Annotated in this window: 13 protein-coding genes; 1 reads left to right on the top strand and 12 read right to left on the bottom strand. The window is 70.3% G+C overall.

Annotated features, from left to right (window positions below; translation table 11 throughout):
- The first annotated feature begins 69 nt into the window (after positions 1-69).
- Positions 70-1,302, top strand: coding sequence for a DUF349 domain-containing protein (locus tag ACQUQD_RS33650; RefSeq protein WP_428955950.1), 1,233 nt, complete (start codon positions 70-72; stop codon positions 1,300-1,302).
- Between the two features lie 71 nt (positions 1,303-1,373).
- On the opposite strand, the gene ACQUQD_RS33645 is transcribed toward ACQUQD_RS33650, so the two are convergent.
- The 12 genes from ACQUQD_RS33645 to ACQUQD_RS33590 form a co-directional block, all read right to left on the bottom strand.
- Positions 1,374-3,887 (bottom strand): RelA/SpoT family protein, encoded by a 2,514-nt coding sequence (locus ACQUQD_RS33645; protein ID WP_428955949.1) that lies wholly within the window; start codon positions 3,885-3,887, stop codon positions 1,374-1,376.
- Positions 3,888-4,057: 170 nt separating this feature from the next.
- Complete coding sequence (locus ACQUQD_RS33640; RefSeq protein ID WP_428955948.1) at positions 4,058-4,597, bottom strand: adenine phosphoribosyltransferase; 540 nt, start codon at positions 4,595-4,597, stop codon at positions 4,058-4,060.
- A 140-nt stretch (positions 4,598-4,737) separates the two neighbouring features.
- Positions 4,738-5,856, bottom strand: a complete 1,119-nt coding sequence (gene secF / locus ACQUQD_RS33635; protein ID WP_428955947.1) for a protein translocase subunit SecF — start codon at positions 5,854-5,856, stop codon at positions 4,738-4,740.
- A gap of 1 nt (position 5,857) precedes the next feature.
- Complete coding sequence (secD, locus tag ACQUQD_RS33630; RefSeq protein WP_428955946.1) at positions 5,858-7,645, bottom strand: protein translocase subunit SecD; 1,788 nt, start codon at positions 7,643-7,645, stop codon at positions 5,858-5,860.
- 149 nt (positions 7,646-7,794) lie between these two features.
- Complete coding sequence (gene yajC / locus ACQUQD_RS33625; RefSeq protein ID WP_428955945.1) at positions 7,795-8,280, bottom strand: preprotein translocase subunit YajC; 486 nt, start codon at positions 8,278-8,280, stop codon at positions 7,795-7,797.
- Between the two features lie 166 nt (positions 8,281-8,446).
- Positions 8,447-9,520, bottom strand: a complete 1,074-nt coding sequence (ruvB, locus tag ACQUQD_RS33620; RefSeq protein WP_428955944.1) for a Holliday junction branch migration DNA helicase RuvB — start codon at positions 9,518-9,520, stop codon at positions 8,447-8,449.
- Positions 9,521-9,570: 50 nt separating this feature from the next.
- Entirely contained in the window at positions 9,571-10,182 is a 612-nt protein-coding gene (ruvA, locus tag ACQUQD_RS33615; RefSeq protein ID WP_428955943.1) for a Holliday junction branch migration protein RuvA, read from the bottom strand.
- On the bottom strand, positions 10,179-10,709 hold the full coding sequence (ruvC, locus tag ACQUQD_RS33610) for a crossover junction endodeoxyribonuclease RuvC (protein ID WP_428955942.1): 531 nt from the start codon (positions 10,707-10,709) through the stop codon (positions 10,179-10,181). The genes ruvA and ruvC overlap by 4 nt, the downstream gene beginning before the upstream one ends.
- A gap of 104 nt (positions 10,710-10,813) precedes the next feature.
- Positions 10,814-11,566, bottom strand: coding sequence for a YebC/PmpR family DNA-binding transcriptional regulator (locus ACQUQD_RS33605; RefSeq protein ID WP_428955941.1), 753 nt, complete (start codon positions 11,564-11,566; stop codon positions 10,814-10,816).
- A gap of 47 nt (positions 11,567-11,613) precedes the next feature.
- Positions 11,614-12,222 carry a pyridoxal 5'-phosphate synthase glutaminase subunit PdxT gene (pdxT, locus tag ACQUQD_RS33600; protein ID WP_428955940.1) on the bottom strand — a complete coding sequence of 203 codons (609 nt, stop codon included), beginning with the start codon at positions 12,220-12,222 and terminating at the stop codon, positions 11,614-11,616.
- A 6-nt stretch (positions 12,223-12,228) separates the two neighbouring features.
- A complete protein-coding gene (gene pdxS / locus ACQUQD_RS33595; protein ID WP_428955939.1) occupies positions 12,229-13,140 on the bottom strand; it encodes a pyridoxal 5'-phosphate synthase lyase subunit PdxS in 912 nt (303 codons plus the stop codon).
- Positions 13,141-13,269: 129 nt separating this feature from the next.
- On the bottom strand, positions 13,270-13,815 hold the full coding sequence (locus ACQUQD_RS33590; protein WP_428955938.1) for a hypothetical protein: 546 nt from the start codon (positions 13,813-13,815) through the stop codon (positions 13,270-13,272).
- Between the last annotated feature and the right edge of the window lie 16 nt (positions 13,816-13,831).

Genomic DNA, 13,831 nt, shown 5'->3' with positions numbered 1-13,831 from the left:
CGTGACGAAACTGTGGACGATGCCCGGGGGCCCACGAGTCCCCCGCAGGCATCATGTGGAGGAGGCGCTGTGAGCAGCGACCCGTGGGGCCGCGTCGACGAGACGGGGACCGTGTACGTGCGTTCGGCCGACGGCACTGAGCGAGTGGTCGGTTCGTGGCAGGCAGGATCCCCTGACGAGGCCCTGGCCTACTTCAAGCGCAAGTACGACGGTCTGGTCGTCGAGATCGGGCTCCTCGAGCGCCGGGTGCAGACGACCGACCTGTCGGCGAAGGACGCCACGACCGCGATCGAGCACCTGCGCGAGCAGGTCACGGACGCGCACGCGATCGGCGACCTGGACGCGCTGGGCAAGCGGCTCGACAAGCTGGTGGAGTCCGTCGAGTCGCGTCGCGAGGAGCGCAAGGTCCAGAAGGCCAAGCAGTCCGACGAGGCGCGGCACGCCAAGGAGGCGCTGGTCGTCGAGGCGGAGGAGCTGGCCCAGTCCGAGCAGTGGCGGGCGGCCGGTGAGCGGCTGCGCGCCCTGGTGGACACCTGGAAGGGTCTGCCGCGGCTCGACCGCAAGTCGGACGACGAGCTGTGGCACCGCTTCTCGCACGCCCGGTCGGCGTTCTCGAAGCGCCGCAAGGCTCACTTCGCGTCGCTGGACGCGCAGCGCGAGGAGGCCCGCAAGGCCAAGGAGAAGCTGGTCTCCGAGGCCGAGGCCCTGTCGAACTCGACGGACTGGGGCGCCACCGCGGCCCGCTACCGCGAGCTGATGACGGACTGGAAGGCTGCGGGCCGAGCGCAGCGCGAGCACGAGGACGACCTGTGGAACCGCTTCCGCGGCGCCCAGGACGTGTTCTTCGCGGCACGCAGTTCGGTCTTCGCCGAGCGCGACGCGGAGCAGGGCGAGAACCTCAAGCTCAAGGAGGAGCTGGCCGCCGAGGCCGAGAAGCTCCTGCCGGTCGAGGACCTGAAGGCGGCCCGTGCCGCGTTCCGCTCGATCAACGAGCGCTGGGAGGCCATCGGCCACGTGCCGCGCGACGCCCGCCCCAAGGTCGAGGGCCGGATGCACGCGGTGGAGCGCGCCATCCAGGAGTCCGAGGAAGCCGAGTGGCGCCGGACGAACCCGGAGGCACGCGCGCGTGCCGCGGGTCTGACGGGTCAGCTGCAGGCGGCCGTGGACAAGCTCTCGGGCCAGATCGAGCAGGCCCGCGCGCAGGGCAACAACGCGAAGGCGGACAAGCTCCAGAAGGAGCTGGACGGCCGCCAGGCGCTGCTCGACTCCGCGCTCAAGGGCCTGGAGGAGTTCGGCGGCTGACATCGTCAGCCCGTACGTGAAGGGGCCCCGGCACTCTCCAGTGCCGGGGCCCCTTCACGTACGGGCCGTTCTCAGGGCCTGCGCGCGGACGTCACGCGGTACACGTCGTACACGCCCTCGACACCCCTGACCGCCTTGAGCACATGCCCCAGGTGCTTCGGGTCGCCCATCTCGAACGTGAAGCGGGACGTGGCCACCCGGTCGCGCGAGGTCTGCACGGCCGCGGACAGGATGTTCACGTGCTGGTCCGACAGGACCCGGGTCACGTCGGACAGCAGGCGCGAGCGGTCCAGTGCCTCGACCTGGATGGCGACCAGGAAGACCGAGGACTGGGTGGGCGCCCACTCGACCTCGAGGATGCGCTCGGGCTCACGCGACAGCGAGTCGACGTTCACGCAGTCGCTGCGGTGGACCGAGACGCCGCTGCCGCGCGTGACGAAGCCGATGATGGGGTCGCCGGGTACGGGCGTGCAGCAGCGCGCCAGCTTCACCCAGACGTCGTCGACGCCCTTGACCACCACGCCCGGGTCGGCGTTCGAGCGGCGCTTGGAGCGGCCGCGCGACGGCGGTGCGCTCTCGGCGATGTCCTCGTTGGCGGCCTCCTCGCCGCCGAGCGCCTGGACGAGCTTCTGCACGACGGACTGCGCCGTGACATGGCCCTCGCCGATGGCGGCGTACAGCGACGAGATGTCCGGGTAGCGCATCTCGTGCGCCAGCGTCACCAGCGAGTCGCCGGTGAGGATCCGCTGGATCGGCAGGTTCTGCTTGCGCATGGCCCGCGCGATGGCGTCCTTGCCCTGCTCGATCGCCTCGTCGCGGCGCTCCTTGGAGAACCATGCGCGGATCTTGTTGCGGGCGCGGGGCGACTTGACGAAGCCCAGCCAGTCCCGCGAGGGACCCGCGCCGGCCGCCTTGGAGGTGAAGACCTCCACCAGGTCGCCGTTGTCGAGGGTCGATTCGAGCGGCACCAGCCGTCCGTTGACCCGCGCTCCTATGGTCCGGTGGCCGACCTCCGTGTGGACGGCGTAGGAGAAGTCCACCGGTGTCGCCCCGGCCGGAAGCGCTATGACGTCGCCCTTCGGCGTGAAGACGAAGACCTCGTTGCGCGACAGGTCGAAGCGCAGGGACTCCAGGAACTCGCCCGGGTCCTCGGTCTCCTTCTGCCAGTCGAGCAGCTGGCGCAGCCACGCCATGTCGTTGAGGTGGTCGTCCTTGCCGGTCGACCTGGGCGCGTCGCTGCGCACCTTGGAGGCGCCGGCGACGGCCTCCTGCTTGTACTTCCAGTGCGCGGCGATGCCGTACTCGGCGCGGCGGTGCATGTCGAAGGTACGGATCTGCAGCTCGACGGGCTTGCCGTTCGGGCCGATGACCGTCGTGTGCAGCGACTGGTACATGTTGAACTTGGGCATCGCGATGTAGTCCTTGAACCGCCCCGGAACCGGGTTCCAGCGGGCGTGGACCGTGCCCAGTGCCGCGTAGCAGTCGCGGACCGTGTCGACGAGGACGCGGATGCCCACCAGGTCGTAGATCTCCGCGAAGTCCCGGCCGCGGACGATCATCTTCTGGTAGACGCTGTAGTAGTGCTTCGGGCGGCCGGTGACGGTCGCCTTGATGCGGGCCGCGCGCAGGTCGGACTGCACCTCGTCGGTCACTATGGCCAGGTACTCGTCGCGCTTGGGCGCGCGCTCGGCCACGAGCCGCACGATCTCGTCGTACATCTTGGGGTAGAGGATCGCGAAGGCGAGGTCCTCCAGCTCCCACTTGATGGTGTTCATGCCCAGGCGGTGGGCGAGCGGCGCGTAGATCTCCAGGGTCTCGCGCGCCTTCTTCTCCTGCTTCTCGCGCTTGAGGTACCGCATGGTGCGCATGTTGTGCAGGCGGTCGGCGAGCTTGATGACCAGGACGCGGGGGTCCTTGGCCATGGCGACGACCATCTTGCGGACGGTCTCGGCCTGCGCCGCCTCGCCGAACTTGACCTTGTCCAGCTTGGTCACGCCGTCGACGAGCAGGGCGACCTGGTCGCCGAAGTCCCGCTTGAGGGTGTCCAGGCCGTACTCGGTGTCCTCGACGGTGTCGTGCAGCAGACCGGCCATCAGCGTCGCCGGGTCCATCCCGAGCTCGGCGAGGATCGTCGTCACGGCGAGCGGGTGCGTGATGTACGGGTCGCCGCTCTTGCGCTTCTGGCCGCGGTGCCAGCGCTCGGCGACCTGATAGGCGCGCTCGATCTGGCGCAGCGTGGACGTCTCGATCTTGGGGTCGTTGCTGCGCACTATCCGCAGCAGCGGCTCCAGGACCGGGTTGTACGGGTTCGAACGCTGCACGCCGAGGCGGGCGAGCCGGGCGCGGACGCGGTTCGACGAGCCGGAGCGGGACGCCGGCTGGTTCGCGGCGGCGCGGATGGCGGGCGGCGGCGTGGGGCGGGGCTGCTCGGCGGGAGGCTTGGGGCGTGGCTCCTCGGCCGCCTTGGCGCCGGGCGTGCTGGTGGGGCCCTGACCGTTCTTCGCGGGCGTGCCGGAGGACGCCGCGGGCTGCGTGGCCTGCTGGTCGGGCTTGGCGGCGGTGAGTGGCTTGGCCTCGTCTGGCAACGGCGCTCCTCGTGCGCGACGGGTCCCCCGTTCAGGTCCCGGAGAGCCCATGGTATCGATCCGGCGCCCGGCGAACGTATTCGGCCGTGGGACGCCTCTGTACAGGAGCAACGCAAGAGGCGGGCGCCGGATTCCTCCGGGCCCGCCTCCACGTCTGTGACCTGGCGTTTTTACACGACGAGCAGCGCGTCGAGCGGGGCGCCCTGCAGCGCGGGTTCCAGCCGCGCGCGTCCGGGCAGGAAGCCCAGCTCCATGAGGACCGCGACTCCGGCGATCTCGGAGCCCGCCCGGCGGATGAGGTGCAGGGCGGCCTCGGCGGTGCCGCCGGTGGCCAGCACGTCGTCGATGACCATGACGCGGTCGCCGGCCGACAGGTCCTCGGCGTGCACCTCGATCTCGGCGGACCCGTACTCGAGGTCGTACGACTGCGAGAGCGTCGCGCCAGGGAGCTTGCCCGCCTTGCGTACGGGGATGAAGCCGAGGCCCGCGCGGAGGGCGACGGGGGCGCCCAGGATGAAGCCGCGCGCCTCCAGGCCGACGACCTTGGTGGCGCCGTGGCGCACGCAGAGCTCGGCGAGCGCGTCGGTGAGGGCCGTGAACGCCGCGGGGTCCGCGAGGAGCGGGGTGATGTCCTTGAACAGCACGCCGGGTTCCGGATAGTCGGGAACGTCGCGGATACGGCTGAGGAGCAGTTCCTTGATGTCGGTCATTTCTGCACCTCAGGGCGTGTGTGCGGGCTTTTTTGGAGGGTTTGCGCGGTCGACAACCCTAGCAGTCGACCCGGTCCGTGAACGACGCGGGCGCCAGGGGCCTCGACGGCTCCTGGCGCCCGTGTGGTGCGCTGTTCGGGTCAGCGGCGCTTGCCCGAGGGGCGGCCGCGGCCGCGGTTGCGGGCCGGCTGGTTGCGCGGTCCGGCACCGGCCGGGGCGGCATCCTCCGGCTCGGCCTCCAGCGCGCCGTCCGCCTGGTGGCCGACGACGGCGGCGGTCTCGGCCTGCGCCGCCGCGGAGGCCCGCTTGGCGAGCACCCGCTTCTTGAGGGCCTTCATCTTCGGGTCGCGCTCCTTGAGGTCGGCGACCAGCGGAGTGGCGATGAAGATCGACGAGTACGCACCGGCGGCCAGGCCGACGAAGAGCGACAGGGAGATGTCGTTCAGCATGCCGGCGCCGAGGAAGCCGCCGCCGATGAACAGCAGACCCGCGACGGGCAGGAGCGCGACGACCGTGGTGTTGATCGAGCGCACCAGGGTGCTGTTGATCGAGCGGTTGGCGATGTCGCTGTACGTCCAGCGGGTCTGCTTCTCGATGCCCTTCGTCTGCTCCTTGAGCGAGTCGAAGACGACGACCGTGTCGTAGAGCGAGTAACCGAGGATCGTGAGCAGACCGATCACCGTGCCCGGCGTGACCTCGAAGCCCACCAGGGCGTAGATCCCGACGGTGATGGTGATGTCGTGGATGAGGGCGACGAGTGCCGCGAGCGCCATCCGCCATTCGAACGCGATCGCCAGATAGATCACGACGAGGACCATGAAGATGGCCAGGCCCTGCCACGCCTTGTTGGCGATCGTGTCACCCCAGCTGGGACCCACCAGGTCGGCGTTGATCTTCTCGGCGTCGATGCCCATGTCCTTGGACAGCTCGGCCGAGATCTGGTCCGACTTGCCGGTGTCGATGCCCGCGATCTGGATGCGCAGGCCGCCGGTGCCGAGCTCCTGCACGATCGCGTCGTGCCCGGAGGCCTTCTCCGCGTACTCCTCCGCCTTCGCGGCCGAGACGCTGGTCTTGGGCGTCGTGAAGACGGCGCCGCCCTCGAAGTCGATGCCCATGTTCAGGCCGCGCACCGCCAGGCCGAGGATGGCCGTGATGGTGATCAGGATCGAGACGCCGTACCAGATCTTGCGCTTGCCGATGAAGTCGTAGCCGACCTCACCGCGGTAGAGCCTGGCGCCGAGATTGCCGAGCTTCGACATCTCACGCCTCCTTCGGGTCGACAGGGCCGGCAGCGGGAGCGGTGGCACGACGGGTGGCGCGCCGGCGCAGCGGAGGCTGGGCCCCCAGGCGCTTCGGGTCGAGGCCGGACCACTTGTGTCCGCCGCTGAAGAACTTCTTGCGGGCCAGGAGCGTCATCAGCGGCTTCGTGAAGAGGAAGACGACGACCACGTCGAGCAGGGTGGTCAGGCCGAGCGTGAACGCGAAGCCCTGCACCTTGCCGACGGTCACGATGTAGAGCACCGCGGCCGCGAGGAACGACACGAAGTCGGAGACCAGGATGGTGCGACGGGCCCGGGGCCAGGCGCGCTCGACGGCGGGCCGCACCGAGCGGCCCTCGCGGATCTCGTCCCGGATCCGTTCGAAGAACACGATGAACGAGTCCGCGGTGATACCGATGGCCACGATGGCACCGCAGACGGCCGGCAGGTTCAGCGCGAAGCCGATGGCCGGGCCGAGCAGCGTCATGAGCGTGTACGTGAGGATGCCGGAGGCGACCAGCGAGGCGAGGGCGATGACCGACAGGCCCCGGTAGTAGACCACCAGGTAGATGACGACCAGGGCGAGGCCGATGGCGCCCGCGATGAGACCGGCGTGCAGCTGCTCACCGCCGAGGGCCGCGGTCACCGTGGTGACGCTCTGCTCGTGGAAGGTGAGCGGCAGGGCGCCGTACGACAGCACGTTGGCGAGGTCCTGGGCGGACTCCTGGGTGAAGCTGCCGGAGATCTCGGCGTTCTGGCTCAGGGTGGAGTTGACGCTGGGGGCGGAGACCACGTCGCCGTCGAGCACGATGGCGAACTGGTTCATCGGCGACTGCTGGTCCTTGAGCTTGCTGGTCGTCGCCGCGAACTTCTTCGAGCCGCCGCCCGTGAAGTCCATGTTGACGACCCACTGGCCGGACTGCTGGTTGATGGTCGCCTGGGCCTTCTTGACGTCCTTGCCGTTCACCTCGGAGGCGCCGAGGATGTACTTCTCCCACTGGCCCTGCGAGTCCTTGCCGCACGCGACGATGGTGTCGGTGGCCTTGGCGCCCTCGTTGACGTTCGTCCGGGCCGCCTTGTCGGTGCAGTCGAGGTCCGTGAACTTCTTCTGCAGCGCGGCGGTGGCGGGGTCGGCGGACGAGGACGCGCTCGCGGACGGCGTCGGGGACGCCTTGTCGTCGGCCTTGGCGCTCGACGACGCGCTCGGCGTGGAGTCGGCCTTCAGGCTGTCGGTGACGGCGCGGCCCTGCGAGGTCGCGGTCGCCGAGGGCGTGGCGGACGAGGAGGCCTTGTCGGTCGCCTTGTCCGTGGCCTTGTCGGTCGCCTTGCTGCCGGACGAGGCACTCGGGGACGGGCTCGTCGAGGCGGAGCCGGTCGGGGCCCCGGCGGCCACCGTCAGGACGGGGCGGAAGTAGAGCTGAGCGGTCGTGCCGACCTGCTCGCGCGCCTGCTTCTGGTTCGTGCCCCGCGGGATGTTGACGATGATGTTGTTGGCGCCCTGCGTCTGGACCTCGGCCTCGGAGACACCCATGCCGTTGACACGGCGGTTGATGATGTCCGCCGCGGTGTCCATGTTGGTCTTGTTGATCGCGTTGGGCTGGCCCGGCTCGTTCTTGGCCTCCAGCGTGATGCTGGTGCCTCCCGCGAGGTCGATGCCGAGGCGCGGCGTGAACGTACCGGAGAGGAACATCCCCCCGACGAGCGCCACCATGATGATCACGATGAGGCTCAGAGCACGGCCGGGCTTGCTCTGGGTCCCTGCCCCTCGGCTCTTTTTAGGTGTGGCCACCTTCTCGTACTCCCTCTCCATCCGTCCGGCATCGGGGATCCGTGCCCCGGACTGCTCGGACGGCCATGAAATGGTCGAGAATCCGCGCGGGTCACGCACGAACCGGAACCGCGGCGACGCAAGCGGTCGCCCCGCGGCTCCGGTCGTGACTACTTCGCGTCGGACTCGCCGTCGGTCTTCTTCGGCTCGGCGCTGTCGGCCTTGTCGGCGTCGGCGGCCACGTCGGCCTCGTCCTTCTTGCCGAGGTCGATGCGCGAGTCGTCAGCGGCGGCGGTCTCGTCGGTCTCGGTGAGGGAGGACGCGTCGTCCGGCACGACGGCGTCGTCGGTCAGCTCGTCGTCCTCGGTGGCTTCCGCGCCGTGGACGATGCGGTTGTACTCGTCATCGGAGAGCACGGCACCGATCGCGTTCTTCGCGAACATGAGGTGGACGCCGGGGCCGGCGTCCAGGAGGACCGTGTCCTCGTTGACCTCCTTGACCGTGGCGTACATGCCCCCGATCGTGCGGACGCCGGAACCGGGCTGCATTTCGTTGCGCATCGTGGCGGCCTGCTGCTGCTTCTTCTTGGCCGACCGGGTCATCAGGAACATGGCCCCGATGAGCACGATGAACGGGAGGAGGGTCACGAGACTCACGGGTGGGAACTTCCTTCAGGCGACCGCGCCGGAGAGCGGCCTTGTTGGGTTTGGGGGTGCACCGTCGCCGTAAAGGCGACCGTCGGCGGAGTCTAAGCGAGTCCGCACTGTGGTAACAACGCTCAGCATGGCACCGGGGTTCCAAGCCCGGCGAGTACCCGCGCCGTCACGCCCCGAACAGGTCCTGTTGTCCGCTTGCGCCCGTTCTTCCCTGGGGCGGGGTGAGACCCAGGTGTGCCCATGCGGCGGGAGTGGCGACGCGGCCCCGGGGCGTCCGGGCCAGCAGACCCTCCCGGACCAGGAACGGCTCGGCCACCTCCTCGACCGTCTCGCGCTCCTCCCCCACCGCCACGGCGAGCGTCGACAGGCCGACGGGGCCGCCGCCGAACAGCTTGAGCAGGGCCTCCAGGACGGCGCGGTCCAGCCGGTCCAGGCCACGGCCGTCCACCTCGTACACGGCGAGCGCGGCACCGGCGATGTCCCGGTCGACATGCCCGTCGGCCTTGACCTGGGCGTAGTCGCGGACGCGGCGCAGCAGACGGTTGGCGATGCGCGGGGTGCCGCGCGAGCGGCCGGCGATCTCGGCCGCTCCCGCGGGGTCGATCTCCACGTCGAGGAGGTTCGCGGAGCGGTGGATCACCCGCTCCAGCTCGGTCGGCTCGTAGAACTCCATGTGCGCGGTGAAGCCGAAGCGGTCGCGCAGCGGGGGCGGCAGCAGGCCCGCGCGCGTGGTGGCGCCGACGAGGGTGAACGGAGGCAGTTCGAGCGGGATGGCGGTGGCGCCGGGGCCCTTGCCGACGATGACGTCGACGCGGAAGTCCTCCATCGCCATGTAGAGCATCTCCTCGGCGGGCCGCGACATCCGGTGGATCTCGTCGAGGAAGAGGACCTCGCCCTCCTGGAGGGAGGAGAGGATCGCGGCGAGGTCGCCGGCGTGCTGGATGGCGGGGCCCGACGTGATGCGGATCGGGGCGCCCATCTCCGCGGCGATGATCATGGAGAGGGTGGTCTTGCCGAGGCCGGGGGCGCCGGAGAGCAGGACGTGGTCGGCGGTGGCGCCGCGCGCGCGGGCGGCGCGCAGCACCAGGTCGAGCTGCTCCCTGACCTTCTCCTGGCCGATGAACTCGCCCAGGTCCTTGGGGCGCAGGGCCGCCTCGACGGCCTGGTCCTCGCGGTCGGCGACAGATCCCACCAGCCGCTCGGTGTCCGGCGCCTCGTCGGTCGTGTCGTCCCAGTTCATTGCGTGTGCCTCGCGTTGCGGTTCGAAAACGGGCGGGGTCGGGCGGTCGGCTAGCGCGTGCGGTTCAGCGTCTGCAGGGCCGCCTTGAGGAGCTGTCCGACCTGCGGTGTCCCCTCGGCGGCCTCGGCCTGCGGGGCGACGGCGGTGACGGCCTCGTCGGCCTCGCGGGTCGCGTAGCCGAGGCCGATGAGCGCGGCGTGCAGCTGCTCGCGCCAGCCGCTGGTGACGGCGGTGCCGAGGGCGGGGCCGCCGGTGCCGAGGGGCTCGCCGAGCCGGTCCTTCAGCTCCAGGAGCAGCTTCTGGGCGCCCTTCTTGCCGATGCCGGGCACGGCGGTGAGCGCCTTCTCGTCGCCGGTGGAGACGGCGCGGCGCAGGGCGTCGGGGCTGTGCACGGCGAGCATGGCCTGGGCCAGGCGCGGGCCGACGCCGCTGGCGGTCTGCAGCAGCTCGAAGGTCTGCTTCTCGTCGTCGTCCGCGAAGCCGTACAGGGTGAGCGAGTCCTCGCGTACGACGAGGGAGGTGGCGAGCTTGGCCTGCTGGCCGATGCGGAGCGTGGACAGCGTGTTCGGTGTGCACTGGAGGGCCATGCCGACGCCGCCGACCTCGACCACCGCGGCGTCGGGGGCGAGGGCGGCGACGGAGCCGCTGACGAAGGCGATCATGCGGTACGGCCTTTCGATGCGTGCAGCGCTACGGCTTGCTGCAGTCTGTTCTGCGCGGGGGCGCGCCAGATGTGGCAGATGGCGAGGGCGAGCGCGTCGGCGGCGTCGGCCGGCTTGGGCGGTGCGTCGAGTCTGAGCAGCCGGGTCACCATGGCGCCCACCTGTGCCTTGTCGGCGCGGCCGCTGCCGGTGACGGCGGCCTTGACCTCGCTGGGGGTGTGCAGGGCGACGGGGATGCCGCGGCGCGAGGCGCACAGCATGGCGACGGCGCTGGCCTGGGCGGTGCCCATCACCGTGCGCACGTTGTGCTGGCTGAACACCCGCTCCACGGCGAGGACTTCGGGGTGGTGCTCGTCGAGCCACTGCTCGATGCCCTGCTCGATGGCGACGAGGCGGTGGCCCAGCTCGGCGTCCGGGGGCGTCCGTACGACGCCGACGCCGTGCATCGTCAGGGGTCGCCCCGCGATCCCCTCGACCACACCGACACCGCACCGGGTCAGCCCCGGGTCCACGCCCAGTACGCGCACGCCTCGCCCCCACTTCCCTCGCCTGTTCGTGCAGGCTATCGGGTGCCAGTGACAAAGCGGCGGGCCGACGGGGTGTGTCCCGTCGGCCCGCCGCTGATGCCCGATCAGGCGTCGACCTTCTCCATGACCTCGTCGGAGACGTCGAAGTTGGCGAAGACGTTCTGCACGTCGTCGCTGTCCTCGAGGGCGTCGATCAGCTTGAAGATCTTGCGCGCGCCCTCTTCGTCGAGCTCGACCTGCATGGTCGGGACGAAGTTGGCGTCGGCCGAGTCGTAGTCGATGCCGGCGTCCTGGAGCGCGGTGCGCACCGCGACCAGGTCGGTGGCCTCGGAGATGACCTCGAAGGACTCGCCCAGGTCGTTGACCTCTTCGGCGCCCGCGTCGAGCACGGCACCGAGGACGTCGTCCTCGGTCAGCTCGCCCTTGGCGACGACGACGACGCCCTTGCGGTTGAACAGGTACGACACGGAGCCCGGGTCGGCCATGCTGCCGCCGTTGCGGGTCATGGCGACGCGCACGTCGGAGGCGGCGCGGTTGCGGTTGTCGGTGAGGCACTCGATGAGCACCGCGACGCCGTTCGGCCCGTAACCCTCGTACATGATCGTCTCGTAGTCGGCGCCGCCCGCCTCGAGGCCGGCGCCACGCTTGACCGCGGAGTCGATGTTCTTGTTCGGGACCGAGCTCTTCTTCGCCTTCTGGATGGCGTCGAACAGCGTCGGGTTGCCGGACACGTCGGCGCCGCCCGTGCGGGCCGCGACCTCGATGTTCTTGATCATCTTCGCGAAGAGCTTGCCGCGCTTGGCGTCGATCACGGCCTTCTTGTGCTTCGTCGTAGCCCATTTAGAGTGGCCGGACATCTGCCTGTCTCCTTCGCGTAACCAACCTCAGTACGAACGCACAGATCCTACAAGGAACCCGAAGCGTCCTTCGCCCGCACCATGTCCACGAACAAGGCGTGGATCCGGTGGTCACCCGTGAGCTCGGGGTGGAAGGACGTCGCGAGGGCACTGCCCTGGCGCACGGCGACGATGTGCCCCTCGTGCTCCGCGAGCACCTCGACGGCGCCGCCCACGGACTCCACCCACGGGGCGCGGATGAAGACGCCCTCTACAGGATCGCCCTCGACGCCCTGTACGTCGACCGCCGCTTCGAAGGACTCGTTCTGTCGCCCGAACGCGTTGCGGCGCACGATCATGTCGATGCCGCCGATGGTCTCCTGGCCCGAGCGCGGGTCGAGGATCTTGTCGGCGAGCATGATCATTCCGGCGCAGGTCCCGTATACGGGCAGACCGGCGCGCACGCGCGCGCGGAGCGGCTCCATCAGGCCGAACAGCTCGGCCAGTTTGGAGATGGTGGTCGACTCACCGCCGGGGATGATCAGGCCGTCGACCTCGGCCAGCTCTTCGGGGCGCCGCACCGGCCTGGCCACGGCGTCGGCCGTGGCCAGGGCGATGAGGTGCTCCCGTACGTCGCCCTGGAGGGCCAGGACGCCGATGACGGGGGTGGCGTTCATACGGGCTTACCAGCCCCGGTTCGCGTAGCGCTCGGCCTCGGGCAGGGTGTCGCAGTTGATGCCGACCATGGCCTCGCCGAGGTTGCGGGACGCGTCCGCGATGATCTTGGGGTCGTCGTAGAAGGTGGTGGCCTTCACGATGGCGGCGGCGCGCTTGGCCGGGTCGCCCGACTTGAAGATGCCGGAGCCGACGAAGACGCCCTCCGCGCCGAGCTGGCGCATGAGCGCGGCGTCCGCGGGCGTGGCGACGCCACCGGCGGAGAAGAGGACCACCGGCAGCTTGCCCAGCTCGGAGACCTCCTTGACCAGCTCGTACGGGGCGCGCAGCTCCTTGGCGGCGGCGTACAGCTCGTTGTTGTCGAAGCCGCGCAGCTTGGCGATCTCGTTCTTGATCTGGCGCAGGTGGCGGACGGCCTCGACGACGTTGCCGGTGCCGGCCTCGCCCTTGGAGCGGATCATGGCCGCGCCCTCGGCGATGCGGCGCAGGGCCTCGCCCAGGTTCGTGGCGCCGCAGACGAACGGCGTGGTGAAGGCGAACTTGTCGCTGTGGTTGATCTCGTCGGCCGGGGTCAGCACCTCGGACTCGTCGATGTAGTCGACGCCGAGGGACTGCAGGACCTGGGCCTCGACGAAGTGGCCGATGCGGGACTTGGCCATCACCGGGATGGAGACGGCGCCGATGATGCCCTCGATCATGTCCGGGTCGGACATGCGGGCCACGCCGCCGTCCTTGCGGATGTCGGCCGGGACCCGCTCCAGGGCCATGACGGCGACGGCGCCCGCGTCCTCGGCGATCTTCGCCTGCTCGGGGGTGACGACGTCCATGATCACGCCGCCCTTGAGCTGCTCGGCCATGCCGCGCTTGACGCGGGCGGTACCGGTGGCGGGGGTGGCGTCGGACTGGGTGCTGGTGGACACGGGTGACCTCACTCGGTGAAGAAGGCTTGTTGCAGCACCGAGGTAACCCCTGTGGACCAGGCCACTACAAGGGCCAATGGGTAGCCGGTGGCTCCTTTTGGCTCGCGTCCCGGGTCGGCGGCGTGCGCCCTATGCGGCGGCGCGGTCGGCCAGGGCCACCGGCGGCTCGTCGTCCATCTCGAAGGCCATCGGGAACGGGGCGTGCCCGGCGAGCCGGAACCAGCGGACCTTGCGGTGGCGGCGCAGGGCGCGGGCGGCGCGGACGGCGTCGTTGTGGAAGCGGCGGGCCATGGGGACCCGGCGCACGGCCTGGGCCAGTTCCTCCGCGGCCTCCTCGCCGCCGAGGGCCTCCCGGACGGCCTCGACCTGCCCGGCCTCGCCGAAGACCGCTCTGAGCGCCTGGCTGAGCTCGCTCTCGGCGACCTCGCGATGGTCCTCCTCGGCCTGTCGGGCGGCGTGCGCGGCCTCGTAGAGGACGATCGACGCGGCCGGGTCGAGGACACCGGACGTGGCCAGTTCCTGGGCGACGGAGGCGCGGCGCAGGAGCTGCGCGTCGAGGGCGGCGCGGGCCGCGTCGATGCGGGCGTGCAGCCGGTCGAGGCGCCCCGCGGTCCAGCTCAGGTAGAGGCCGATCGCGAAGAGGGCTACGGCGATCCAGATCAGGGTGACGGTCACGGGCGGCAAGGCTACC

Source organism: Streptomyces sp. cg35 (assembly GCF_050410835.1).
Lineage (GTDB): Bacteria > Actinomycetota > Actinomycetes > Streptomycetales > Streptomycetaceae > Streptomyces.
The sequence above is the reverse complement of the archived record's forward strand: the minus strand, read 5'-3'. Positions and strand labels throughout refer to the sequence as shown.

Excerpts from the sequence above, each read along its gene's own strand:
- pdxT (WP_428955940.1), bottom strand. The coding sequence starts at position 12,222 with ATGAACGCCACCCCCGTCATCGGCGTCCTGGCCCTCCAGGGCGACGTA.
- ACQUQD_RS33640 (WP_428955948.1), bottom strand. The coding sequence starts at position 4,597 with ATGACCGACATCAAGGAACTGCTCCTCAGCCGTATCCGCGACGTTCCC.
- ACQUQD_RS33605 (WP_428955941.1), bottom strand. The coding sequence starts at position 11,566 with ATGTCCGGCCACTCTAAATGGGCTACGACGAAGCACAAGAAGGCCGTG.
- ruvB (WP_428955944.1), bottom strand. The coding sequence starts at position 9,520 with ATGAACTGGGACGACACGACCGACGAGGCGCCGGACACCGAGCGGCTG.
- ruvA (WP_428955943.1), bottom strand. The coding sequence starts at position 10,182 with ATGATCGCCTTCGTCAGCGGCTCCGTCGCCGCCCTCGCCCCCGACGCC.
- secF (WP_428955947.1), bottom strand. The coding sequence starts at position 5,856 with ATGTCGAAGCTCGGCAATCTCGGCGCCAGGCTCTACCGCGGTGAGGTC.